This window comes from Hyphomonas sp., assembly GCF_965284475.1.
In the GTDB taxonomy this organism is placed as follows: domain Bacteria; phylum Pseudomonadota; class Alphaproteobacteria; order Caulobacterales; family Hyphomonadaceae; genus Hyphomonas.
In genome coordinates this window covers 2,703,302-2,729,808 of sequence record NZ_OZ260087.1, presented here as the reverse complement: position 1 = coordinate 2,729,808, position 26,507 = coordinate 2,703,302, and the positions used below count along the sequence as shown (strand labels likewise).

Below are 26,507 nucleotides of genomic sequence, written 5' to 3'. Positions count from 1 at the left end.
TCGGAATCAGCTGTCCAAACTGCTAACTGACACGCGGGTTCAGTAAAAAGCGGGTGCACGTGATGGGCGGGATTGAAGTCTTCGGGGTCATCGGCTTTGCCGTGGCCGCATATGCGGTTGTGGCCAATGATTCCATCCAGACGCTTGGCACGTTCCTGGCATCAAATTCAAAGCGGCCCTGGTGGGTGCTGTGGATTTTCGCCAGCACGATCCTGGTCGCTGTCGTAGCCTACGGGTATATCAGCGGCGCAGGCGATGTCGCCTATGACCGGCTCGACAAGCTGTCCGTCCTGCCGGGCGAAGGCGATCGCAGCGGCACGTTCGTACCAGGCATCCAGTGGTGGCATGCCCTGCCGCCCCTCGTCCTGCTGGTCATGACCCGCTATGGCATTCCGGTCTCCACGACCTTCCTCGTACTGACTCTGTTTGCCCTGTCGGGCGGCTCGGCAACCGAGGGCGTACTGCAAAGCATGCTGATCAAGTCAGCCCTCGGCTATGTCGTGGCTTTCGTGGTTGGCGTGATCATCTGGATCGTGATTTCCCGCACGTTCGAACGCTGGGTGTTCGACACGAAGGAAGAACTGCCCTGGCCCTACTGGGTCACGTTCCAGTGGATGTCGACCACCTTCCTCTGGTCGCAATGGCTGATGCAGGATCTGGCCAATATCTTCATCTATCTTCCCCGCGATGTCTCGGTCATCTCCGGCGAGACGCATGTGAGTTTCGACCTGACCTATGTGATCGGCGGGACGATCCTGCTTGTCGTGATCCAAGCCTATATCTTCGCGACCAAGGGCGGCGAGATCCAGAAAATCGTACAGTCCAAAGTGAATACGGTGGACGTGCGGGCCGCCACGATCGTGGACGTTTTCTATGGCATCATCCTGTTCGTCTTCAAGGAAATCAGCAATGTGCCGATGAGCACGACCTGGGTATTCCTGGGCCTGCTGGCGGGGCGCGAACTGGCGATTGCCTATGTCGCCCACCTGCGCAACAAGCGTGAGGCCGTCCGGGATGTGCTGAGCGATGCGGGCCGGGCCTTTCTGGGCCTGATCATCTCGATCCTGCTGGCTTTCGCGATGCCGTTCATCGGCACAGGCCGCCTGCCGAGCTTCTGATCTTCAGGGCTTGCGCCAGGTGGTGACCTTGGTGAGGAAGGCCAGCGTTTCACGTTCCGCTGTCAGACCAGCGCCGGTGCAGGCCGCCGCCATGTCCCAGGACAGGTAGCCTTCATAATAAGGTTCGTGGAAACCGTGCGGGAAGTATTCAAGCAGGCCGTCCATTTCGGGATAGTCACCGAACTGCGTGCTGTCGGCGAGGATAAACAGCCCTCCCGGTTTCAAAACGCGCGCGACCTCTGCCAGCACAGGCCCGCGCACTTCGGGCGGCAATTCATGGAACAGGAAGATCGAGACCACAACGTCCTGGCTGGCATCCGGCAGCGGCATGGCTTCGGCGGCTTCGTGGAGGAGTTCGACCTGCGGCCAGCGCGACAGGCGTTTGCGGGCCGCCTCGGTATAGCTGGGCGAAAGATCGAGCCCGCTTGCCTGCAGGCGCGGATACACATGCATCACGCGTGACAGGAACCGGCCATTGCCGCAGGCAAGATCCAGCAGGCGCACCCGGCGCTGGTCCCGGCCCTTCAGTTCCCGCGATATCTCGGCCAGCGCGGCGCGGCGCATGGCATCTGCCGTACCGGTGAAAAGCGCCTCGACCTGCGTGTCGTAGAGCTGCGCACTTTCGTCAGTGAACCAGCCGCCGGACTGGTAGTGAAAATTCTGGGTATAGTATTCGGGATAGCGATTGGACTGCCCAGGCAGGGAATCGCGAATCTCGGCGCCATCGCGGGCCTTACGGCGCCGGTCCACTTCGGCGACATCCTCGCGGAAGGCGCGGGCGGATTTCAGGGCATTGGGCAGGTCACGCAGGCGCAGGTCATTTGGCGCCGGATACAGCCCCGCCTCGACATTCAGCCGGTCCTGGATGAAGAGGTCAAAATAGGCCTTGCGCAAAGCCGCCATGTCAGGCGCGCCGCGTGACGGTTCGAATTTGGGCTCGCCCGGCCGGTTGAAGCCGCTCGCACTGCGCCGGGCCGCCGTCATCTGCGCGCCATACCAGGCCGAACGCAGGCCCTGCTGCGCCGCATAACGTGCGCGGGCAGCCGTTTTCGAGGCGATGCTCAACAATCCCATGCCGTCAATATGGGGCGCAGCTGTAAGACCGTCCAGCCTTCAGGTCTGGTTCAGGTTCGCCTTGTCATTGTTGGCCTTAGTCTGGCGGCATCGTGCCTGCCAAAAAGGAGATACGCGATGATCAAACGATCGCTTCTCGCCGGAGCCACAGTCGCTCTTGCATTTGCCATCCCCGGGGCTGCAGCCGCGCAGTCAGGTTACGGCTATGCGCCGCAGAATTCGGCATGCGAACGCCAGCGCAGCGACGACAAGCTAGCTGGCGGCGTGGCAGGCGCGCTGGTCGGCGGTCTGATCGGCGGGGCCATCGGCAACAATATAGACAGCGGCGACGATCATTATCGCGGGCGCCGGGGCCATCGCGGCTATGGCCGCGGGCACCACCGCCGCGGGTACAGCCATGGCTATCGCCGTGACGATGACAATAGCGACCAGGTCGTGGTCGGCGCCCTGCTCGGCGCACTGGTGGGCGGTGTCGCGGGCAGCCAGATGGCAAGCGGCTCGAACGCGAATTGCGGTTTAGCCGGACCGACGCCCTACCAGCCATCAAACACCTATCGCGGAGGCACCTATCAGGGTAGCTCCATACCGCGCACGACCGACGGTCTGTATGGCGGGCCGGACGTCATGGATCAGCGTGGCTATCCCTACAACCAGCCGCCGGCACGGACCTATCCGGCATCCTCCTACCCCGATGACGGCTATTCCGATCAGGGATATGATGATGGGGGCTATTCCGCTCAGGGCTATGACGATCAGGCCTATTATGGCGAACAGACCTATAGTCAGCAGGAATGCAGGATGATCTATCAGAACGGCGGCCATGTGCGCGCCTGCCGCAACAATCCGACAGAGACATGGCGCGTGGTGAACGACCAGGCGCGCGACGAGGAGCTTTACGGCTACTAAGTGCGCCTTGCGTGAAACAGGCGTTCGGCATTGCCATCGCCGCCGGAAATCGGGCTGGCCGTCCATGCATGGATGGGCCAGCCTTTTTCTTTCATCCATTGTGAAAATGCAGCGGCGGCCTGTTCGGTGGCCTTGGTATCCGTCACCAGCCCGCCCTTGCCGATATGAGCGCGGCCGACCTGAAATTGCGGTTTGAACAGGCCGACGAATTCAGCCGTCGGCGCCGCGAGACCAAGCGGGACGTCCAGTAATTTTTCCAGCGAAATGAAGCTTGCGTCGCAGACCAGCAGGCCTGGCGGCGCGGGCAGGTCGGCGGCCGTGAGGGCACGGGCATCCCTGCCTTCCAGCGAAGTGATGCGCGGGTGACCCTGCAGGGATGCGTGGAACTGGCCATGGCCGACATCAACCGCCGTCACATGCGCCGCGCCTGCCCGGACGAGAACGTCCGTGAAGCCGCCCGTCGACGCCCCGATATCGAGGCAGTCGCGGCCACTCGGGTCAACACCAAACACGTCCAGCGCATGGGCAAGCTTGAGGCCGCCGCGCGAAACATAGGGATGGGCGGGCTGGGCCTGGATCGCGTCATCTGCCGACAGGATCTGTGACGGCTTTACGACCATCACGCCATTGGCCGTGACACCGCCGGCCTCGATGGCCGCGCGGGCGCTGGCCCGGCTGTCAAAGTGGCCGAGCGACACGAGGAGTTTATCAGCCCGTTCCTTCATTTCATGAAACTTCCCCTGCAATCTGCGCGTACTGCCCTATAATAGGACAAAGATCGACAGGAGACATATCATGCTGGACCGGCTTGCAATCGGACTATTCGCCCTTTCCCTCGCAGCCTGCAGCCAGGAAGCGGCCCAGCCGCAGGACATGCCGCATGACGCGCTGCCCGCTGCCGAGGAACTGCCCGGACCGGCGGATGGCGTGTATCCGTCAATGATGCGCTCGACGGCATCCATCGTGGGCATAGAAGGCACCGAGATTGGCACGGCAAACCTGTTGGGCGGCCCCAATGGCCTGCTCATCCGTGTTGAAATTGCGCCGAGCGGACTAACACCGGGCTGGCATGGCCTTCACCTGCATGCGGTGGGCGATTGTTCGGATATCGGCACATTCAAGGCGTCTGGCGGCCATGTGGGCATGGTGTCGGGCGGCCACGGCCTGCTCAACCCCAAGGGACCTGAAGGGGGTGACATCCCGAATATATGGGCAGGCGCTGATGGCGCTGCCGGGTACGAGGCGTACACGACGCTGGCCGAGATGGCAGAGCTGCTTGATGAAGACGGGTCCGCCATCCTGATTCATGAAAGCGAAGACGACCACATGACCCAGCCGATTGGCGGGGCCGGTGCGCGGGTAGCCTGCGGCGTGATCAAATAGGCCCATCTTCAGTGAGGCTGGCTGCGACGTGGGGGCATCTGCTGTCATCGTGTCGTCCTCTTGCGCTCGCCAGCGGACCGATACACGGTGTGCCCCATAAGAACCAGATGTGGGAGGACACACGCATGACCCGATTTACCCGACGCAGCGCCCTGCTTGGCGGAAGCGCCCTGACAGCCCTGGCCGCCTGTGGACAGAAGACGGCGGTCCCTGAGGCCGCGCCTCCTGCAGGCGCTGAGGCACCGGCGCCATCCGCACCCGGCCGCATGGACGGCACCGCCATGGCCGCCGCGATCGCAGCGGGTGACACGACATCGCAGGAGCAGGTCGCTGCCGCCATCGCGCGAGCCGAGTCGGTGAACGGACAGCTCAATGCCATCGCAACCGAGACATTTGAACAGGCCCGCGCCGAGGCGCTGTTGCCGATGACCGGCGCCTTTGCGGGCGTGCCAACCTTCATCAAGGACCTGCTGGACTGGAAAGGCACGCAAACCCTGTGGGGCAGCCGCGCCTTTCGCGGAAACATCGCGGCGGACGACTCGCCCTTTGCGGAAAAATGGCGCTCTGCTGGAGTCGTCTCGCTGGGCAAGAGTACATCGCCCGAAATGGGCCTGACCTCATCGACCGAACCGCTGGTCACAGGGGCCACGCGCAATCCGTGGGACCTGAGCCGGATTCCGGGCGGCTCGTCTGGCGGCGCCGCGGCGCTGGTTGCCGCGCGTGTGGTGCCGTTCGCGCATGCCAGCGACGGTGGCGGATCAATCCGCATTCCTGCCAGCACCTGCGGTGTGTTCGGCCTGAAGCCGTCACGCGGGCAGTTGCCCAGCCGCGAAGCGGGCGTGCCACCACCTGTCGATATTTCCGTCAATCACGCCGTCACGATCAGTGTGCGTGATTCCATCAACCTGTTCCGCATGGCGCAGATCAATGACGGCGCATTTGCGCCATTGGGGAACCTGACACCTCTGGCGCGCCGCCTGAGGATCGGCTATGCGCCGGAATCGGTCAGCGGCACACCGGTTGCGCCGGAGACGCGCGCAGCGCTGGACGAGGTTGCGCAGCTCTGCCGCGACCTGGGCCATGAGGTTACCGACTTCAAACCACCTCTGAACGGCGCCGAGTTCACCGACAGGTTCCTGCTCTACTGGGCTGCCGGTGCAGCGGCCTTTGCCGAACAGGCCAGCGCCTATTCAGGCAAGCCGATTGGCCCTGACATTCTTGAACCATGGACACTGGGACTGGCCGCACGTGCGCAGGCACGCCGCGCCGAGATGCCGGAAACCGTGGGCTACCTCCTCGCGTTCGAGCAGCAATATAACGCATGGTTCGACTCGATGGACCTGATGTTGTCGCCCGTGACCGGCAGCCCGGCCGTTCCCATCGGCGAGCAGGCCCCCGACGGAGATTTCGACACGGTGATGGAAAGCGTGCTGAACTTTGCCGCCTTCACGGCGCCGATGAATGTATCCGGTGCCGCCTCGATGAGCGTGCCACTGTCATGGTCACCTTCGGGCCTGCCTATTGGTTCGCTTTTCTCCGGCAAGAAGGGTGACGATGCGCTTCTGTTCGAACTGGCACTGGAACTGGAAGCCGCCCGGCCATGGGCCGACAGGCTGCCGGGCGTGGTTGCCAGCTAGGTGATAATCGAGCCCGCCACCAGCCCGGATACGGAGGATGTCCCTGGCATCGAGCCCTTCCTGTTCGGTTTCGGGTTCGCGGCCGATGGCGCGGCAACACCCCTGACCTGGGAAGACGTGCTGTCGGGAGATTTCTCGAAGTATGCGCGGGTCTGGTTGCACCTCAATCGTCTCTCGCGCCAGGCGCAGGGATGGCTGTACCGCAAGAGCGGGCTCGACAAGCTGGCGGCGCAATCCCTGTTGCAGGAAGACACGCGGCCAAGATCAACCCGGCACACGCATGGCTTCCTGATCAACCTGCGCGGCGTGAACCTGAATGCCGGTGAAGCGCTGGAGGACATGCTGGCCCTGCGCATGTGGGCAAGTGATGCGCTGTTGATCACCCTGCGCGCAAAGCCGATCCAGGCGGCCCGCGATGTCGAGTCCATGGTCAAAGCCGGTGAAGCGCCAGATTCGACGGGGGGCCTGGTTGCGGCGCTGGCCAATGCCTTGACCAACCGGATGGAACCGGAGCTTGCAGCGTTCGACGAGCAGGCAGACGGGTTCGAGGATGACATTCTCGACCCACAAGTGCGCGTGGGCCGCGCGGAGCTTGCGGAATTTCGCCGCAAGGTGCTGGCGCTGCGGCGCTATATCGTGCCCCAGCGGGAGGCCCTGTCGCAGCTGGCACGCGAAGGCAGCGCGGCGGCCTTCTTTTCCGAGACGGACGTGCTCCATCTTCGAGAAGCGGTTGACCGTGTCACGCGCCTTGCCGAAGACCTTGATGCCATCCGGGAGCGTTCGGTTGTCCTGCAGGAACAGATCATGGAAGAACGCTCCGACATGATGAACCAGCGGCTGTTCGTGCTGTCGATCCTGTCGGCCGTCTTCCTTCCGATCAGCTTTGTGACCGGACTGTTCGGCGTGAACGTTGGCGGCATGCCCGGCGTGGACAGCCCACTGGCCTTCGCACTGCTTGTCGCCGGGCTGATCGTCGCCACGACGGCCATGCTGGCGATCTTCCGCTGGCGCCGCTGGATATGACCCTGCAGACCTTCCCTAAGGTTACTTGTTAACCATAACTTTCAGGTTGCCTCGAAAACGACGCAGAACCTTTGTCATAATTCAATGCACTTACCGTAGTTAAAGGCTGAAGCGGCGCTTATCCTGGCGACGCGACGACCTATATTTGCTAGTGTCAGCTCCCGGAAAGACCCTGCCTGTGAACCGTTCTGTCGCCATTGCCCTCGGGCTACTCGTTCTTATTGTCGCCTATTTCGGCATTCGCAGCGTCATGCGCGGCAGTATCAGCTCGCAAACTGAAGCGGTCGCCATCGACCGGTCGGTGCAAACGCCCGATGCCATTGTGGAAACGGTTTCCAGCCAGCTGCACGCGGTGACGATTGAAGCCAAGGGGCGCACCGCGCCTGACAAGGCCGTCACGGTCAAGGCCGGCACGACGGGCACTGTGGTCACCACCCCGGCCCGTGAAGGCAGCTTTGTGCGCAAGGGCGCCTTGTTGTGCGGCCTGGATGTGGAGGCCCGCAGCGCCCGCGTCCGGGAAGCCGAGGCCCAGCGCGATTCTGCCAAGGTGGATTACGAGGCCGCGCGCGCCCTGGCCGCCAAGGGCCTGACGCCTGCCAACCGCGAAGCCGCGGCCCAGGCCACGCTGGACGCAACCGAAGCGGCCGTTAACGCCGCCAAGGTGGAACTGGCCAAGACCCAGATCCGCGCACCGTTTGACGGCATATTCGAAACCCGGCTGGCCGAGGCCGGCGATTTTCTCGCGCCCGGCGCTGCCTGTGGCGTGCTGATCGACATGACCCCCGTCATCGTCGCCGCTGAAGTGTCAGAAGACTATGCCAGCCGCCTGAAAGTCGGAATGGAGGCGAAGGCCAGGCTGGCCAGCGGTGAGACCTACAATTCCAGAGTCCGCTACATTTCACGCGCTGCCAGCGAGCAGACGCGCACGTTCCTGATCGAGGCCGAACTCGATACTACGAGCGAGGCGACTGTGCCTGCAGGTGTATCAGCATCCCTGGTCCTGCCTGTGACAAGCGTACCGGCCACGCTGATCTCGCCTGCCCTGCTGACCCTGTCGGATGCAGGTGAACTGGGTGTACGATATATCGAAGACGACAACACGGTCCGGTTTGCGCCTATCCAGGTGGTGGACGAGGGCGTTGGCGGCACATGGGTGACCGGATTGCCGGACACGGCCCGTATAATCTCAATGGGACAGGATTACCTCAGCGAAGGGGTGAAAGTGAATCCCATTCCTGCTGGTGGAGCCGTGCAATGAACGGGTTGATTGACGGTGCCATCGGGCGGGCTCGCATGGTGCTTGCCATTCTGGTCTGTGCCATCATCGCTGGCACCGCGACCTATATTGGCTTGCCCAAGGAAGCCGACCCGGACATCCAGATCCCCGTTGTAGGTATCACGGTGCCGCTCGCGGGCGTAACGCCGGAAGATGCCGAACGCCTGCTGGTCAAACCCATCGAGCAGGAAATCCAGTCCCTGGAAGGCCTCAAGACTTTCCGCGGTTATGGCGCTGAGGGCGCCGGCCAGCTCGTGCTGGAATTCGAGATCGATACTGACATCGACCAGGCTGTGCTCGACGTGAAAGACAAGGTGGACATGGCCAAGCGCTATTTCCCCGCCGATGCGCGCGAACCAATCATTACCGAGGTCAACGCGGCGCAGTTTCCGATCATGGTCGTGAACCTGTATGGCGATGCGCCTGAGCGCGGCCTGAACACGATTGCCGAGGATCTGCAGGATCGCCTTGAACGCGATGCTGGCATACTTGAAGCGCGCATTGTCGGTCGTCGCGATGACGTCCTCGAAATTGTCGTCGATCCGGTGAAACTGGAAACCTTCAACATTTCCTACCAGGAAATCCTCCAGGTCGTCTCTTCCAATAACCAGCTCGTCCCGGCAGGCCAGATCGATACGGGCGAAGGCAGCTTTGCCGTGAAGGTGCCCGGCCTGATCCGGACGGCAAAGGACGCACTCGACCTGCCGATCCGGCGCACGGACAACGCGGTTGTGACCCTGTCGGACGTTGCCGAAGTGCGCCGCACCTACAAGGATGCCACAGGTTATGCGACGTTCAACGGGCAACCGGCCCTGCTGATTGAAATCGTCAAGCGAACGGGCGCCAACATTCTTGATACGGCGAACTTCGTTCGGGACACGATCGACGAAACCAGGCCAAACTGGCCAAATACGGTGAAGACGCAGATCACGTCCGATGCGTCCGAGCTAATCGGGGAACAACTCGGCCAGCTGCAAAGCTCGATCGTCACCGCCGTGCTGCTGGTGATGATCATCTGCGTTGCCGCCCTTGGCCTGCGCTCAGCGCTTCTGGTAGGTATTTCAATTCCGTCTTCATTCGTGATGGCCTTTCTGCTGCTTGGCGCGTTTGGCTACACGATCAACATGATGGTCATGTTCGGCATGGTGATTGCCGTCGGCATTCTTGTCGACGGGGCGATTGTCGTCACCGAATATGCCGACAGGAAGATGGCCGAAGGGCTGGAACGGAAGGAAGCATATGGTCTGGCCGGCAAGCGCATGTTCTGGCCGGTCGTTGCCTCCAACGCGACGACGCTGGCGGCCTTCGTGCCCTTCCTGTTCTGGAATTCGATGCCAGGCAAGTTCATGGCCTACCTGCCGATCACGCTGATCTTTGTCCTGACGGCTTCGCTCGTGATGGCGCTGATCTTCCTGCCCGTGCTTGGTTCAGTCATAGGCGCACGCCCGAGCGGCACGAATGAAGACCTTGCTGCCCTCGCTGCCGACGCCGACCCCGAACAGGCAAAAGGCTGGCTTGGCGCCTATGTGAAACTCATCAAGGGCCTGATCGCACGCCCATTGATGGTGACGGGTGCCGCGCTCGGATCGGTCGTACTCATCTTCGTGTGGTTCGGTTCAACACCTCACAAATCCGAATTCTTCCTCGATATCGAGCCGGAGCAGGCCTATGTCTTCGTTCAGGCGCAGGGCAGCCTGTCAGCCGCAGAACAGGCCACCCTGGTTCGCCGCGCCGAGGCCGTGATCAAGGATGTCGAGGGTATCGAAGACATTTCAACGCGTGCCGGCAAGGGCGGACAGGACGGAATCAGTTTCGGTGGCGCATCACCACCAGTCGATTCGATTGGACAAATCCTGCTTGATCTTGCCACGGATGACGGCGTGCATGATGGACGCAAGACGTTGGCGGAAGTCCGGGTGCTGCTCGACGCTGTACCGGGGCTTAAATACCAGATTCAGGCCCGCGAAAATGGTCCGCCTTCGGGCAAGGACATCCAGATTGCGCTTCTGTCGGAAGACAGCCAGGCCCTGAATGCGACCGCATTACTGCTGCGCACCAAGCTCGAAAGCATGCGGGAGCTGCACGAGATCGATGATACGCGGCCCCTGCCCGGCATTGAATACCAACTGGAAGTGGATCGCGCCGAGGCCGGCAAGTTCGGTGTCGACATCTCGCAGGTCGGCGCAGCCGTCCAGTTGGTGACCAATGGCATCCTGGTCGGACGCTACCGCCCGGATGATGCGCCGGACGAAGTCGACATCCGTGTGCGCTTTCCCCAGAGCGACAGAAGCGCGTCCGCGATAGACGACTTGCGCATTGCGACACCTGCGGGGAATGTTCCCCTGTCGCTGTTCGTCGAAAGAGTGCCCGCGCCGCGCGTTAGCCAGATCGAGCGGCGTGACGGCAAGCGTGTCATCGACGTCCGCGCCAATGCAATTGAGCAAGGCGCCGGTGCCGCCATTGTGGCGGAGCTGAAAGAGTGGATTGCAACGCAGACTATCCCGGGCAGTGTCGAGGTCAGGTTTGAAGGCGCAGACGAGGATGCGGCCGAAGCGGGCGCCTTCTTTGCGGGCGCTGCCATGGCAGCACTGTTCATGATGGCCGTGATCCTGCTCTGGGAATTCAACAATTTCTGGCAGGTGCTTCTGACCCTGACGGCCGTGATCATATCCACTGCCGGGGTACTGGTCGGCGTTCAGCTATTATTGCCTTATATCTCGGTACTGATGATCGGCACGGGCGTCGTGGCGCTCGCGGGGATCGTGGTGAACAATAATATCGTGCTGATCGATACCTATAACCGGCTGCGCAGCGATGGGCGGACGCCTGAATATGCGGCGATTGCCACGGCCGCCCAGCGTATCCGGCCCATCCTGCTGACAACGGGCACGACCATTTGCGGCCTTTTGCCGATGGTTTACCAGATGAATGTGAGCTTTTCCCAAGGCGCGATCAATTTCGGCAGCGCCTCATCGGAATGGTGGGTGCAGCTGGCAACAGCGGTCGTGTTCGGCCTTGCCTTCTCGACGATCATGATCCTGCTGGTCACGCCTGTCTGGCTTCTGGTGCCGCACCGTGTTGGCCGGTGGATGCGGCGCATGAAGGATCGTGTGCTCGACCAGAAGCCTGCTGATACCGTGCATTTGCTAGCCGATCAGGATGGCAAGGAGCGTGACCGGATCCTGCCCGCCGCCGAATAGGTTTACCTCAGGGACAGATGCGTGCTGCCCGCCGGTCAGAACTCCACGGACTCCATTGTGGATTCCGGGCCAGGAACCGGTGCGGCCGGTTCACGGCCGGGGAACTGTGACTGCAGCCAGTCAGCGATCAACGCATACAGGTATTCCCGCTTGCTTTCCCGCATGAACGTATGGTCGCAATCTTTGAGAAAGTGCAGGCTGATCCGCTTCCCAAACCGCACCTTTGGCAAAGCCTCCAGTATCTGTTCGCGGTAATTATGCTGGTAATCGGGACCGGCAGTGAAGACCGCGAGCAGACGGGCATCATTGTCGATCGCGCCTTGGTAAACGCCCTCCAGGAAGGCAATGGCCTCCGGGCTTTCAAGATTGGGGCGCGAAAATTGGCCCCGTTTCACTGCCGTCATCTCGCCCTTGCCGGTCAGGCGGCGCATGCGTGTCCAGAAAAAACCGCGACCTGATAGAAAATTGATCCATATCGAGCGGCTGATGATGCGACGGTATAAATCGATCATGTAATAGCGCCTGGTACGCGGAACGGAAGGATCGAGCAGCACCGCCCCTGTTACGCGCTTGTCCTTGCTCGCATAGATGATTGACTGATCCGCGCCCGAACAGAGCCCAACCATCACGAAGCGCCGGATTGCAAAAGTCCGCTCCACCCAGTCAACCACGTCCCGAATGGCAGCGAGATTCGCGTCCAGAAGCGCTCCGTCTCCGGTAATGTCTGAACTGTCCCCGAGGCCCGGAAAATCAAATCGCACAACTGTGTGGCCTGACCTGGCGAGCCTGCGCGACAGGGCAACGAATTTGCGATGATGGCCAACCCGATGAGCAACACCAGTATTAAGAATGACGACAGCAGGCAGCCCCGTTTCAACTACGGGGCGCGCGACGATTGCGGCGAGTGATTCGTCGCTTCCAAGCCGCATGGCCCGTTCGGTTATCTCCGGCCTCAGTTCATCCATGACGAAATCCGCTTTATCACAGAAACAGGGATAATCCCTGCGTTGTCTGGCCAGTCTTCATGCCAAGCGGGATGATCGTCAATTTGTTCGAATGTGGATCCTGCTCCGGCCGCTTCCATCCAGGCGCGCAATTCCTTCTGCCCCGGACCACCACGCGTCGTGATTGCAAACGTAGGGTGCGGAAGGCCGGACATGGCGCTTATCAACCTGATCTCAGACAGTTCGGATGCCACATGGCTGGTGAGTGGAAGGCCCATGACTTCACGGCCCCCGCCCAGTTCATCAGGAAAGGCCGATGCCGGACTAACACCCGAAATGTCCAGCGTATCATCGAGAGTGTAGAGTTCCTCCAGATATTTCGTTCCGTCGATAACCGGGTCCCACAGGACGATGCGGTCGACGGACGACGGTAAGTCATGCGCAGCCAGCACACCCAGAAATGCGCCAACACGCAAGCCAATGATCGAGACACTATCGGCACCGCTGAGGTCGCGTAACTCGCCGATTGCCGTGGCAATGTCACGCCTCGCGCCTTCCAGATCTGCCTCACGATCCTCGCCCGCGGAGTCACCCGTTCCAAAATAGTCAAACCGAAGCGTGTGATAACCGGCCTGGGACAGTAATGTAGCCAGCCGGACCATGGAGCGGTGAGAATTGACGTATTCGAAGCCCCACGGGTAGCAAAGCAGGACAGCGCGGTTGCCCTTTCCACCCTGGGCAGGGTGATAGACACCGAAAAGACGGCGTTCACGCGATCCAAAATAGAACGGGGTCATGCGTCCGCCTCGGATATGCGGCGAAGCTGGGCAGCGACCTGTCGAAGGTTCTGGAAAAACATGAGTCTAGGGTCGCATTTCATGCCAAGCTGTTCCTCTACGCGGGCGACAACGCGCAAGGTTAGCAGGGAGTGGCCGCCCAAGTCGAAGAAATTATCCTCGGCACCGATATCCGTTACCTGAAGCACATCCGCCCAGATTTGCGCAAAATCACTTTCAAGCCCCGGCGCGAGGGGAACCCGGACAGCGCGCTGCATGGCCCGGCCATACGGATCCGGCAATGCTTTGCGGTCCACCTTGCCATTTGGTGTCATCGGCAAGTCCATGAGTTCGACTATCACGGAGGGCACCATGTAATTGGGCAGCCGTTCGCGCGCCAGCTGTCGGGTTTCGCTTGCGGTGCGTTCCTGACCGGGCTCGAAAACGACATAGGCCACCAGCCGCAGGTCATCCTTGCCTGCCTCGCTGACAGCCACGACAGCCTGGCGGATGGCTGGATCGGCGAGCAGGGTCGCCTCGATCTCGCCCAGCTCGATGCGCAAGCCACGAATCTTGACCTGGTGGTCACTGCGCCCGAGGTGATAGAGCATCCCATCCGCTGACCATTTGCCGATGTCACCTGTGCGGTAAAAGCGTGGTGCCTCACTCGTTGGGGCCGTGTTACTAACAAACGTATCCGGCCGGAATCGAATTGCGGTTTCCTCCGGCATTCCGTGATAGCCCACAGCGACGCCTTCACCCGCAATGCAAATCTCGCCGCGCATGCCGATGGGAGCCAGTTCACCATTGGCATCCAGAACATAGATGCGCGTATTGGCGACCGGCTTGCCGATGCTGATCGGCGCGCTGCCCCGCTCAATGAAGCAACCGGAGGAATAGATCGTCGTTTCAGTCGGACCATAACCGTTATAGAGCGCACCCACGCGCGCAAGCAGCTTGTCGGCCAGGTCGCGCGTGAGCGGCTCTCCGCCCGTGATCGCCTTGATGTGCTCGCCGCCTTCCCAATTGGCTTCCACAAGCATGCGCCAGGCGGATGGCGTCGCCTGAACCACCGTTGCGCCACACGCCGCCAGGGCACCGGCAAGCGCCAGTCCATCCATTGCAATCACGCGTGGAAGAAGCTCAATCCGGGCGCCCACTGTCAGCGGCAGCAAGAGCTCGATGGCCGCGATATCGAATGACGCTGTTGTGGTTGCAGCGACAATATCGTCGCGCTGGATGCCTGGCGCGTTCCGCATCGCCTGAAACAGGTTGGACACTGCCTTGTGCTGAATCACCACCCCCTTGGGACGCCCTGTCGAGCCGGACGTGTAGATGAGGTGACTGACATCTTCAGGAGACGAGTCACGATCGGGGCATGTGACGGGCAAAGCCGAAAGATGGGCCTTCTCGGCATTGATGTCGAGCAGTGCCACTTCCCCCGGCAGGTCAAGCGTCGCCGCAAATGCCGTGTCAGCAACCAGCGCCTTGGCAGCGCTGTCGGCCAGTTGGTACTTCAAGCGCTCGACAGGAAAATCGGGATCCAGGGGCAAAAAGGCGGCCCCTGCCCTGTGAATCCCGATGATGGCTTCAAGCAGAACAGGGCTGCGCTCTGTGCACACACCGACAATGGCTCCCGGCTCAACACCCAGGTGCACCAGACGATGCGCTACCTGATTGGCCCGCGCATCCAGTTCGCCATAGCTGGTGGTCAATCCCGCACAGTCCAATGCCGGCCGCTCTGGCGACTGGGCAGCAATGTGCGCGATCTGATCGGCCATCAGGGTGCGGCCATAGGCGGCCGGTGCGGGGTTGAACTGTGCGATCAGGCGTTCGCGCTCGCCTTCCGCAAAAACCGGGATTTCGCCGATAGCGCGGTCTGGCGTCGCCAGTGCGGAACGGATGAAGGCTTCCAGGCGGATCAGGATGTCCTGTATCGTCGACTTTGAATAAATGCCCGCACTGTATTCGATCGACCCGACCAGGCGGTTTTCGAGCGGGCGGATGAACCATGTGAAATCATGAACCGCCCCGCCGCCATGAATTGCCTCGGCGTGTCCACTTCCGGCATTTTGCATGACAACGGCCGTTTGGAAGAGGGGCGACCGGTTCACGTTGCGTACCGGCTGGACACGTTCAATGACAGATTCGAACGGGACGTCTGCCCTTCCACTCGTTTCGAGAACCGCTTCCCGTGCCTGCGCCAGCAATTCGCGGAATGAAACCAACGGACCAGCAGCGAGACGTAGCGTCACCGAATTCACGAACGGGCCGATAATCGTCTCGAATTCCGGTCGCTGGCGGGCACCCACGGCGGTGCCGATCAGGATGTCCTGCTGGCCTGTCTGCCGATACAGAAGCGCCGCACAGGCAGCCACAAGGCACATATAAACGGACGCGTTTTCCGATCTGGCAAAGCAGTTGAGATCTGCGGTCAGCGCCTCATCCCATATGAATGACACACTGCCGCCAGAGCCTGGCATGTCCGGGGTGGTGTCAGCATCGAAGGCACACATGTCTGGCGGGGATTTCAGGTATTCGCCCCACCAGGCGAGACTGTCGTCCATTGTCGACGTGCGCTCCCTGGCACGGACCCAACCAGCATAATCGGCATACTGAAAGGTCTCGCCGCTTTCCTGACCAGCAGTGCCTTCCAGCTCACGCGACACGTCCTGCCTCAGCAGGGACAAGGACCAATGATCCACGGCAACATGATGCGCAGCAATCAGGAGTGCACACCCCGCCGGCCCTGCATCAAACACGATCACTCTCAAGGGCGGTTCACTTTCCAGAACGAAGGGACGCGCCACTTGACGCGCAACCTCCGCTTCGATGTGCGACCTCTGGGCATCCGGGGATAGCGCTGAAATGTCTTCAATGCCCATCGGCACAGCTTCCGGATCGAGGGCCGTGGCCTCAAGCCTGTCGCCACGCCGCTGGAAGCCGAGATGCAGAATTTCGTGCCGTGCCACGATGCTGCGCATCGCATTGACCACCTGATCCGGACGCACATCCGCAGCCATCGGCCAGACTGTGACAAGATTATAGTCCGTATTACCGGGGTCAAGTTGCTGGAGCAGCCACATGCGTTCCTGGAAATGAGAGAGTGGCAACGGTCTGTCGCGCGGCAGACGTGACAGCGGAACATCCCCGTTTGCGGAGCGGGACAATAAGTCGAGCAACTCGGCCTTATGCGCGGCGATTTTCTCGCGCAGGTCCGCCGTCAATGCCCCGGCCGGTGCATTGACAACCAGTTTGTCTGCCTTCGGTCGCAGCTCAATGCCGGCAGCGTTCAGTTGGGACAGGAGGTCTGCGGCATTCAAATCACAAACTCCTCGCGATCATCGCCGCTTTCCCCGCCCCCTGCAGTACTTTTTGCGATCACGCAGTCTGCGAGTTCTTCGATTGTGGGCGCATCGAATATGTCCCGCAGCGTAAGCCTGACGCCTGTAACAGCCGTCAGGCGGGACAGGACACGCGTTGCCATCAGGGAGTGCCCCCCGCGTTCGAAGAAGTTTTCGTGCGGGCCTTCCATTTCGGCGCCGATCAACTCTTCCCAGATTGCAGCAATGACGCGTTCTTCCTCGCGTTCAAACCGGGCAGCAATCATCTCGGAAACCGGAATCGACGCGCCTGACGTAAACTCGTTTCCGAAGCTGCCTGCAGCGTCTCCAGCCGAGGCCCGTTTCCAAGTCCGGGTCCGTTGCGCGGCAACGATGAGCGGCAGATTGTAGGGCGTCACAACAACCTGATCGATGTCCGAACCGAGCAGGCGCGCGAATATTTCCGCGCCGACATCCGGCAGGATTGCCTTGGAAAGAAAGCGTTCGCGTTCAGCGCGGCGGTTCTCGGCGACTTCAATCCGCGCCGCCATGCCCACGTCGCGCCAGGCATCCCAGTTGAACACCACGTAACGCTTCCAATTAGCGGGGCGTGCCGCGGCGTTGGCAAAGGCATCAAGATAGGCGTTGGCAGAACTATAGGCTGCGTTGCCGGGTGCCGCGAAGATTCCGTTGATGCTGCTCATGACTGCAAAGAAGTCGAGCGGCATATCACCAAGGATTTCCGCCAGAACGCTCATGCCGCCGACCTTGGGTGACAATGTACGGGACACTTCTTCAGGATCGTCCATGACGAAAAGCTTGCCGGCACCCGGGTTGCCGGCGGCGTGGATGACGCCGTCTATGGCGCCCCATTCCTGGCGCGTACGCTCGACCACCCCGCGCATGGCATCGCGGTCAGCCACGTCGGCGCATTCGACGGAAATCTCGCCACCCGCCGCCTCGATGTGCAGAAGATCGGCAATGATCCGCAATATCCGGTCACCCTCGCCTGGGTTGGCGACAAGCTGATCCCACTCACTACGTGGCGGCAGCGGGTTCCGCGAAGTCATGACGATCCGGGCCGACACATGCTCGGCAAGCCAACGGGCAAGGGTGCGCCCGATTCCGCCCGTACCGCCCGTGATCAGGTAGACGCCCCTGTCCTTCAAGATGGCGGGTGCCTCTTGAGATGGAGGCAGTGCAACCGGCTCAAAGCGACGCAGCCAGCGACGCTTGCGCCATGCCACGAGGCGCTCGAATTTCTCCTGCGCCGCTTCAGCGAGGAGACGGCGTATGTTCCGGTCGGACATCGCGTCGCCATCGGCACCGAAATCTATGTGCTGTGGCATGAGGTTTTCGGATTCGACCTCAAGCATGCCAACGGGGCCGAAAACCAGACTTGCCTCATCATCCGACACCGGCTCATCAAGGACCGGAACACCGCCGCGTGTCACGACCATTATTCTTACCGGTTTAACACCTGTCAGTTCCGGCAGCCGCGCCACAGCGCCAAGCATGTCATAGCGAAGGCGACCGGGTATGTTGGCGGCCGCCTCCAACCCGATGGCAATGACGATCCCGCTCAGGTTCCCTGCGAGTTGACCTGCCAGCGCTGCGACGGTGTCAAAACCTTTATCAATTGCGTCAGCGGCCACGTTAGCGAGCAATGCGGTGGCGCCGCTCGTCTCGAACCCTTCAACCAGCCTGCTTCCGAAGGCGGCATTGTCAGCAATGATCAGCCAGCCGCCTGAGAGTTCCGGCACGCCCTGCGTATCGACCGGCACGGATGTCCAGGTCGTGGTGTGCAGATACTGGCCAAGGTCTCCTGCAGGCGCGGACGTCTCCAGGATTGGCTCTGCGGCGACCTGCAAGAGGCCGCCGCCGGGTTTGGGATCAACCCAGAAACGGCTCCGCTCGAAAGGATAGGTTGGCAATGGCAGGCGGCGCGGTGGCATGTCACCGCCCTGCAACGCCGCCCAGTCCAGTGGCACGCCCGCCGCCCACATGGCGCCAGCGGCGGAAAGGACCGCGCGCATGTCATGCTGGTCGTCCCGGGGATGCGGCATTGATGATGCAATTCGGTGCCGCTCACCATCCAGCGAAATGCCTGCGAGCGCCGACAGCGTGATACCCGGCCCGACTTCCAGCAGGAACAGGCCTGCATCCCGCGCAAGCAACTGGAGCCCGGGCTCGAACAGTACCGCCTGACGCAGATGCTGCGCGTAATAGTCAGGTGATGTTGCCTGCTCGTCCGTGATCCATGTGCCGGTGACATTGGAGACATAAGGAATCCGCGGTGCCTTGAGCGCAAGCTTGCTGGCATATTCGCGCAGAGGCGCGAGAGCAGGCTCCATCATCGCAGAATGGAATGCGTGTGACGTGTGAAGCCGCCTGACCCCGATGCCTTCCGATTCAAGGCCGGACAGGAAGGCTTCAATGGCATCCTTTGACCCGGCAACAGCCGTCAGCTCGGGGCCATTCATGGCCGCAATCTCGATACCATCGCGAAGGCGTGGGCGAAGCCGCTCTGCACTCAGCTCAACTGTTGCCATTGCGCCGGCAGGCATCATCTGCATGAGGCGCCCCCGCTCGGCGACAAGGCAGAGCGCGTCTTCCAGCGTCATGACGCCTGCGATGTGGGCTGCAACATATTCGCCGATGCTGTGGCCGAGCATGGCGGCTGGCTCAATCCCCCAGCTTTTCCAAAGCTCTGCAATGGCGTATTCGGTCGCGAAAAGCGCGGGCTGGGTGATGCGGGTTTCAGACAATTCGACATCGCTGCCGCTGCCGAGAACCTTGTGAAGATCAAAATCCACAACCGACTTAAGGATACTGGCGCAGCGGTCGATTGCCCGGCGATAGACTGGCTCTTCCTTGTATATATCCTGCCCCATGCCGGCATGCTGGCTGCCCTGGCCGCTGAACAGGAAGGCAACGCGGCGTGATCCGCCATCATGTTGCCGCGGGAGGAATGGTTTCGACAGCGACGCGGCGGCTTCCTCGCCGTCCGCAGCCACAACGAAACGCCGGACGGGAAAATTTGTCCGGCCGGACTGAAGTGTCCAGGCCACCTCAGCCAGAGGCGCAGAGGGCGTGCTGGCAATGTGGGTCGCCAGTGCGGTCGAGGCTTCCGTGAGCGCACTACGCGTTCGGGCAGACATGACCAGGAGCTGATGCTTACGCCGCGAGGTGTCCGGTTCGCGAACTGGCGCCTGCTCCAGCACTGCATGCGCATTGGTACCGCCAATTCCGAAGGAACTGACAGCAGCGCGCCGTGGCACGTCTGTCGCAAGCCAATCGGTTGCTTCTGACATTGCCGTGAACGGACTGGTTTCCAGCTCCAGTTTTGGATTCGGGCTATTGAAGTTGACCAGCGGCGGGATGATGCCCTCACGCAGGACGAGCACTGTCTTGATGAGACCCGCCACCCCGGCGGCCGCGTCCAGATGACCTATGTTCGCCTTGAGCGCCCCCAAGCGGCAAAATCCGACATCGTCGGTTTCTTCGCGGAAAACCTGGGTCAGGGCTGCAATCTCAATGGGGTCACCCAGCGGTGTTGCTGTCCCGTGAGCTTCCAGATAGCCGATTGAGCGCGGCGATACGCCAGCGAGCGCCTGCGCCATCGCAACGACTTCGGCCTGTCCGTCAATTGACGGGGCCGTATAGCCCGCCTTGGCCGCCCCATCATTATTGACAGCGATGCCGCGGATTACTGCGTGGATCGTGTCGCCATCCCGCTCTGCGTCTGCAAGGCGCTTCAGGGTTACGACACCTGCTCCGGCACCTGCCCGGGTGCCCTTGGCGTCGATGTCGAACGGGCGGCAATGACCATCGGGCGAGAAGATCATGCCTTCCTGGTAGAGATACCCCGCCTTGTCGGGAAAGGCGATCGAGACCCCGCCTGCGAGCGCCATGTCACATTCGCCGCGCGACAAGGCCCTGCAGGCCATTTCAACTGCGACGAGAGATGTTGAGCATGCCGTCTGGACAGTGGCACTTGGCCCGCGCAGGTCCAGTTTGTAGCTAACCCGTGTGCAAAGAAAGTCCTTGTCGTTACCGAGCATCAATTGATAACCGCCGGCTGCCTCTACCGCGGCACGATCTGACAGGATGTGCGCCATCAGGTAAGTGTTCATGCCAGTGCCGGCAAAGACGCCTACCGGTTCTTCAAGCTCGCCCGGCGCATAGCCTGCATGCTCCATGGCCTGCCACGCACATTCAAGAAAGACGCGTTGCTGCGGATCGATTATCCGGGCTTCGCCAGCCGACAGGCCAAAGAACTCCGCATCGAACATATCGACTTCATCAAGCGGCGTGCCTTTGGGAACGAAATCAGGGTGATCCTGCAATGCCTGCGGTACACCCGCCTTCTCAAGTGTTTCGGTGTCAAATGTCCGCAGGGATTCTTTCCCGGCAAGGATATTACGCCAGAACGTGTCGATGTCCGGCGCATCGGGGAATCTTCCCGCCATGCCAACAATTGCAATGGCATGGGGAGACAGAGCAGGGGAATTTTCCTTACTGGCCATGCCGGATGCGCTCCGCTCGTTTTTTTGCCCGTGTGAGGCGGTCTGACTGGACGGGCTGAGCCGGCTGCGTAGCAGAAGCGGACCCCACCAGCCCGGATCCCGCACCGCCCGGAATGGCGGCAGCCTGCTGCGCGACTGTCGTGCGCTGGAAAAGTTCTATCAGTGCCATCGTCGCACCAAGATCATTCCGGAGCCGTTCGTGCAAGCGAACCAACAGCATGGAATGCCCGCCAATATCAAAGAAGTTATCTTCAAGTCCGACCTGGGTCCGGCCAAGCACCGCGCACCAGATCTCGGCCACGCTTTGCTCAGCAGGTGACATGACGACGTTGCCAGCGGACGTATCCGATGCCTGCTTGACTTGCGGCAGCGGCAGCGCTTTGCGGTCAACTTTCAGGTTGGGCGTTAGCGGCAGGGCGTCGAGCACAACAACATGCGCCGGTACCATATAGTTCGGCAACTGGGACCGAAGTGACGCACGCAAGGCCCCGGGTTCAACAGTGCGGCCTGCTGCGGGCACGACGTATGCGACAAGTTCGAGATCACCTTTGGCACGCTCGTGGGCGATAACGGCGCACTCGGCAACGCTCTCCAATGCGCCAATTTCACTCTCGATCTCGCCGAGTTCGATCCGAAAACCACGGATCTTGACCTGAAAGTCGCGACGCCCGAGAAAAATCAGCCGGCCATCGACTGTTTCACGCGCGAAATCTCCGGTGCGGTAAATGCGTTCCTTGTCGTGACCGGGAAGGTCCAGCGAGAGGTAGCGTTCGTCCGTGAGATCCTGCCGGCCGCGATATCCGCGCGTGACGCCTTCACCGCCGATACAAAGCTCGCCAATCGCACCAGGCGGTACCGGCACGCCTTGGTCATCCAGGATATACATGCGCGTATTCGCGATGGGCTTGCCGATGCTGATAGCATCATCGGCCTTCTCGATATGTTGCACTGAAGACCAGATCGTCGTCTCGGTCGGGCCATACATATTCCAGAGATCACAGCCGCGCTGCAGAAGTGCGTCGGCCAGGGCCAGCGGCAGCGCTTCGCCGCCACAAAGCGCCTTCAGGCCCCCACGTCCCTGCCAGCCTGTCTCGATCAGAACATTCCATGTCGCGGGTGTGGCCTGAAGAATGTCGACATTTTCTGAGTCCATAAGGTCGGCCAGAGCACGCCCGTCCAGCGCCGTTTCACGCGATGCGATAACCATACGCGCCTTCGATGAAAGTGGTAGCCATGCTTCCAGTCCAAAGATGTCGAACGACGGGGTTGTCACGGCGAGGAGCGTTTGTCCCTCACGGATTCCAGGTTCCTCCTGCATGGCGACCAGGAAAGCCGCGAGATTGCGGTGCTCGACTTCAACCCCTTTCGGGCGCCCGGTGGAGCCTGACGTATAGATCACATAGGCCAGATCTTCAGGCGTTGTCTCGCGGTCCGGTGCCGTATGCGGCATCGCGTCAAGGCGACTTTCCAACTGATCGAGCGCCAGCACTGGCTGGTTGTCGCCGAACGGCGCTGCCGAGGCTGTTTCTGTCAGGACCAAGTCTACACCGGCATCGGCAACAATGCTGTTGATGCGTTCCTGCGGGTGTTTCGGATCAAGTGGCAGATAGGCCGCGCCGGCCTTCCAGACCGCAAGAAGCGCCATTGGAAGATTCACGCTGCGCTCGAGACTTACCGCGACCAGACTGCCGCGACCCACACCGTTGTTGTGCAGCAGGTGCGCCAGGCGATTTGCGCGCACGTCGAGTTCGGCATAGCTCAGTGTTCCGTGCGCATCGGTTACGGCCCCTTGGTCCGGAACCTCCCGGACGCAAGACTCGATCATATCCAGCGTGGTTGCGCTACGATCAAACTCTTTGACTGTCCGCGCGTTCGAATTGGCAATTTCTGCCGCATCATCCCGCGTCAGCATTTGCAATGATTTGACGGGCGCCAAGGGATCGGCAATCGCCGCGCGCATCAGGGTTTGGTAATGACGATGCAATCTCAGAATCGTGTCGGTGTCAAACAGGTCCGTCGCAAACTCGTAGTGCGTCAGGAGCTCGCCGCCGAACTCCACACAGTCCAGAGACAAGTCATACCTTGAGGCACCCGTTCCTGGGATCATCGGCTCAACTTCGGTGCCCTTGAAGCCATGTTCGATCTTCGGGAACGTCATCAAGCTGAAAAGCGTCTGGAATATCGGAGCGTGGCTGGCGCTGCGTTCCGGATTGACGGTGTCGACCAGCAGATCGAACGGAAGTTCGCTATGCTCAAGCGATCCGAGGGTCGCGCTACGGACATTTGCAAGATGGTCGCTAAAGCTCAAGGACCCGTCGACACGGCAGCGCACGACCATGTTGTTGATCAGGCAACCGACCATGCTCTCCTGATCGGCATGGTTGCGATTGGCATGTGGCGAGCCCAGGACAATGTCCGTCTGTCCGCTATAGCGATAAAGCGTTGCCGCCCATCCGGCCATCAGCAGCATGAACAGTGTGACGCCCTCGGATCGCGCGAGGGCGTTCAGGTCCGCCAGCAGTTTCGCATCGAACCGCTCAGTCAGTCTTCCGCCATTGAAGGTCTGGTTGGCAGGACGCCTGCGATCCGTAGGCAGCTCAATGACCGCAGGTGCGCCACTGAGTTCTTCGCGCCAGAAATCAATGTGTTCTGCCCATTCAGGCGACACGGCCATGCGGCGCTCACGGCGGGCATGATCCGTGGCCTGCGCCTTGACCTCGGGCAGGCCCGGCTCGCGCCCCTCAAGGAGTGCGTCGTAGATTTCGACGACCTCACGGTGTGCGACGGCCATCGACCACCCATCAACAATAATGTGATGGGCGAGCAGCAGTGATGCGTACCGATCCTCTGACAGACGGATGAGCGTAAAGCCGCACAGGGGGCCGGTCGCGAGATCAAACGGCCGGCGTATTCGCTCATCGACAATGCGCTCAGCTTCCTGCCTGCGAAGTTCCGACGCGACATGCTCGACGTCCAGATACTCAAAATGGGGCATCAGGTCGTCGACCGCTTCAGCAACGGGCTTGCCCTCGCGCTCTGTAAACCGCATGCGCAACGCGTCGTGGCGCTGCGCAAGGAGCCTGAACGCTTCGGCGATCAGTTTCGGATTGAGAGGACCACTCATCCAGGCGCCGGCCGCGACATTGAAAGCGGTACTGGTTGGATCAAGCCGGTTCAGAAACCAGAGTCTCTGCTGCGCATATGACAGGGGAAGATTGGCCTTCTGGGGCGAACGCGACCGGAAGCCGGTAGCTTCGGACCTGAGCATGTCCACGATGGCCGGTTTCATGGCGACCAGTTCGTCGCGTAATGACGTGCCGATTGCGCCTTTTGGAGCCTTGATGCGCAACTGATCACCATCAAGCGACAAGGCGACTCCCCTGTCCGCCAGTCTGCCAAACAGTGCATGCACTTCCATTTCGGGCTCTCCCTGTTCCGGCTTTATGCCTTGCAAGGGTCTTGCCGCGTTGTAGGCCCGCACAGGAATTGATGAATCCCTTGAAAATTCCGTTACCAGTTCCGAAAAAATGTTCACGAAAGTCTCGATTGTCGACTTGTCGAACAGATCGGTATCAAAGCTCCAGTTCATTGTGAGACCGTTATTCATCTCCTCGAACCGGACGGACAGGTCAAACTGACCCTCCATTAGCGGAAACAATAATGGCTCGACCGGGAAAATGGCGCGTGTTTCAGCGTCATTTTCTGACTGCAAACCGCCCGTCAGATGATCGAACAAAAGAAACGTGAACAGAACATCAAAAAAGGGCATCCGCGTGGAATCGCGGGGCGGATTGAGGGCATCTACAAGTCGCAGAAGCGGCATATCCTGATTGTCGAGCGCGTCGAGCAGCCGCTCGCGTGCCTCAATAATCAGGTCATCGAAGGAACATGCGGGCGAAACGGTGAGGCGGATAGGAAGCGGGTTTGCAAAATGACCGACTGTCGTTTCGAACCGCTCATCCGCGCGCCCGAAGAAGGGGGTCCCGATCACGACATCATCCTGATCGCAAACACGCCCGAGCATTGCCGCCATAAGTGCAATCAATATTGCAGATCGGGTCGCGCGCGTGCGCGTTGCCAGCGCATCGAGCGCCGCTATCTGTTCAGATGAAAAAACCCTCTGCAAGGTGTCACCACGGAACTGTCTGTTGACGGGCCTTGGCCTGTCAGTCGGAAGGGCAAGCACAGGAAGCGGAGGCTTCAGTCGCTCTTGCCAATGCGCCAGCAACGCCTCGCCTTGAGGGCCTGACAGTACTGATCGCTGCCAATCGACAAAATCCGGGAAATCGGCAGTCCGGGGCGTCAGCTCAGCCGGCTTGCCTGCAACCCCTTCGATGTAGAATTGTTTGAGATCATGGCAGGCTGTCGCACCCCCTGTCGCGTCACATACGATGTGGTGCGCTCCAAAAAGGATGACATGATCGTTTGGTGCCACCCGGAACAAAGCCAATCGGGAAACCGGACCAGTCGCCAGGTTGAAAGGGCGCCTGTGCACGCTCAGCACATGCGCGATGACCTCCGCATCGGCGCTGCCATCAATCCTGTGATAGTCCAGATGCACCTTTTGATCGTGCGGAATTCTCTGAACGGGATTATTCGCCACGACCGGAAAGCTGGCACGCAGGGCAGCATGGCGCTCCACTACCTTCTGGAAGGCCGTCTTCAGTGCCATTGGCTCAACAGGGCCCCGTACCCGTATGGCCGTTCCGAAATTGTAGGTCGGGCTTAGCGGAGCCTGGCGGTGAACAAACCAGAGGGATCGCTGGCCATCAGCAAGTGGCAGGTCGCGAACAACTTGCCAATTGGCAAGCACTTCCACGATTGCCGCATGGTTTTCGCGTATCGTGAACTTGTCTTTTTCGCCAAGCGCGCCTTTGGGACCGCGAAAGCGAATCTTGCCATCGGACGTCCAGAGTGTGACGCCGACCCTGGAAAGATCTTCTATAAATCGGGCGACGTCCATGTTACTTAAACAATCGCAATCGACTCAGCTGGAACGACATGATCTCAAGTTGCGCCCCCTCGCCTTTATGCAATTCGAGTCCCTTTGCGATACAACCGGAGGTGAGCACCCGTATTTCAACCACTGACAGCTGCAGTATCGAATACGATGCGTTGCTTTCGAATGCGAAAACGCTGCTCCCCCAAGCACCGCCCTCTGTCCCGAGCTGTGCCACATTGCGTCCGAAAGAGTCAACGTTTCGAAAGTCGATTTCGTGACAGCAGAAGTACCCAGAAACGGGCGAATCCCCCATTCTGACCTAGGTTCTCGGGCCTTCCAGACCGTTTCTATTTCCCAGCTTTCCAGATCAGCGACT

Annotated in this window: 14 protein-coding genes; 7 read left to right on the top strand and 7 right to left on the bottom strand. The window is 60.7% G+C overall.

From position 1 onward, the window contains the following. The first annotated feature begins 62 nt into the window (after positions 1–62). Positions 63–1,118: a hypothetical protein gene (locus ACQ66M_RS13170; RefSeq protein WP_430404433.1), complete on the top strand. Its 1,056-nt coding sequence runs from the start codon at positions 63–65 to the stop codon at positions 1,116–1,118. Positions 1,119–1,121: 3 nt separating this feature from the next. Here ACQ66M_RS13170 and ACQ66M_RS13165 read toward each other — a convergent pair whose 3' ends face one another. Then, a complete protein-coding gene (locus ACQ66M_RS13165; RefSeq protein WP_430404431.1) occupies positions 1,122–2,192 on the bottom strand; it encodes a class I SAM-dependent methyltransferase in 1,071 nt (356 codons plus the stop codon). Positions 2,193–2,309: 117 nt separating this feature from the next. Here ACQ66M_RS13165 and ACQ66M_RS13160 point away from each other — a divergent pair, with 117 nt between their 5' ends. Next, a complete protein-coding gene (locus tag ACQ66M_RS13160) occupies positions 2,310–3,098 on the top strand; it encodes a hypothetical protein (RefSeq protein WP_430404429.1) in 789 nt (262 codons plus the stop codon). Here ACQ66M_RS13160 and ACQ66M_RS13155 read toward each other — a convergent pair. Further along, the gene (locus ACQ66M_RS13155; protein ID WP_350171380.1) at positions 3,095–3,823 is read right to left on the bottom strand and encodes a TlyA family RNA methyltransferase; all 729 of its coding nucleotides are present in this window, start codon (positions 3,821–3,823) and stop codon (positions 3,095–3,097) included. The two genes, ACQ66M_RS13160 and ACQ66M_RS13155, sit on opposite strands and share 4 nt — an antisense overlap. 70 nt (positions 3,824–3,893) lie before the next feature. Between ACQ66M_RS13155 and ACQ66M_RS13150 the strand changes: the two genes are divergently transcribed. The 5 genes from ACQ66M_RS13150 (at position 3,894) to ACQ66M_RS13130 (ending at position 11,617) form a co-directional block, all read left to right on the top strand. Continuing rightward, positions 3,894–4,481, top strand: a complete 588-nt coding sequence (locus ACQ66M_RS13150) for a superoxide dismutase family protein (protein ID WP_430404427.1) — start codon at positions 3,894–3,896, stop codon at positions 4,479–4,481. 125 nt (positions 4,482–4,606) lie between these two features. After that, on the top strand, positions 4,607–6,118 hold the full coding sequence (locus ACQ66M_RS13145) for an amidase (RefSeq protein WP_430404425.1): 1,512 nt from the start codon (positions 4,607–4,609) through the stop codon (positions 6,116–6,118). Next, on the top strand, positions 6,119–7,141 hold the full coding sequence (locus tag ACQ66M_RS13140; protein ID WP_430404423.1) for a zinc transporter ZntB: 1,023 nt from the start codon (positions 6,119–6,121) through the stop codon (positions 7,139–7,141). A gap of 178 nt (positions 7,142–7,319) precedes the next feature. After that, on the top strand, positions 7,320–8,399 hold the full coding sequence (locus ACQ66M_RS13135; RefSeq protein ID WP_430404421.1) for an efflux RND transporter periplasmic adaptor subunit: 1,080 nt from the start codon (positions 7,320–7,322) through the stop codon (positions 8,397–8,399). After that, positions 8,396–11,617, top strand: coding sequence for an efflux RND transporter permease subunit (locus ACQ66M_RS13130; protein ID WP_430404419.1), 3,222 nt, complete (start codon positions 8,396–8,398; stop codon positions 11,615–11,617). Before ACQ66M_RS13135 ends, ACQ66M_RS13130 begins: the two co-directional genes overlap by 4 nt. 35 nt (positions 11,618–11,652) lie before the next feature. On the opposite strand, the gene ACQ66M_RS13125 is transcribed toward ACQ66M_RS13130, so the two are convergent. From ACQ66M_RS13125 to ACQ66M_RS13105, 5 genes are read right to left on the bottom strand one after another with little or no spacing between them, the layout of a single operon-like run. After that, positions 11,653–12,582, bottom strand: a complete 930-nt coding sequence (locus ACQ66M_RS13125; protein WP_430404417.1) for an alpha/beta fold hydrolase — start codon at positions 12,580–12,582, stop codon at positions 11,653–11,655. After that, positions 12,570–13,358 (bottom strand): alpha/beta fold hydrolase, encoded by a 789-nt coding sequence (locus ACQ66M_RS13120; protein ID WP_350171387.1) that lies wholly within the window; start codon positions 13,356–13,358, stop codon positions 12,570–12,572. The genes ACQ66M_RS13125 and ACQ66M_RS13120 overlap by 13 nt, the downstream gene beginning before the upstream one ends. Next, positions 13,355–16,660: an amino acid adenylation domain-containing protein gene (locus ACQ66M_RS13115; RefSeq protein WP_430404415.1), complete on the bottom strand. Its 3,306-nt coding sequence runs from the start codon at positions 16,658–16,660 to the stop codon at positions 13,355–13,357. The genes ACQ66M_RS13120 and ACQ66M_RS13115 overlap by 4 nt, the downstream gene beginning before the upstream one ends. Further along, positions 16,657–21,189: an SDR family NAD(P)-dependent oxidoreductase gene (locus tag ACQ66M_RS13110; RefSeq protein ID WP_430404413.1), complete on the bottom strand. Its 4,533-nt coding sequence runs from the start codon at positions 21,187–21,189 to the stop codon at positions 16,657–16,659. The genes ACQ66M_RS13115 and ACQ66M_RS13110 overlap by 4 nt, the downstream gene beginning before the upstream one ends. Beyond that, entirely contained in the window at positions 21,179–26,152 is a 4,974-nt protein-coding gene (locus ACQ66M_RS13105) for an amino acid adenylation domain-containing protein (RefSeq protein WP_430404411.1), read from the bottom strand. The genes ACQ66M_RS13110 and ACQ66M_RS13105 overlap by 11 nt, the downstream gene beginning before the upstream one ends. Positions 26,153–26,507 lie beyond the last annotated feature (355 nt).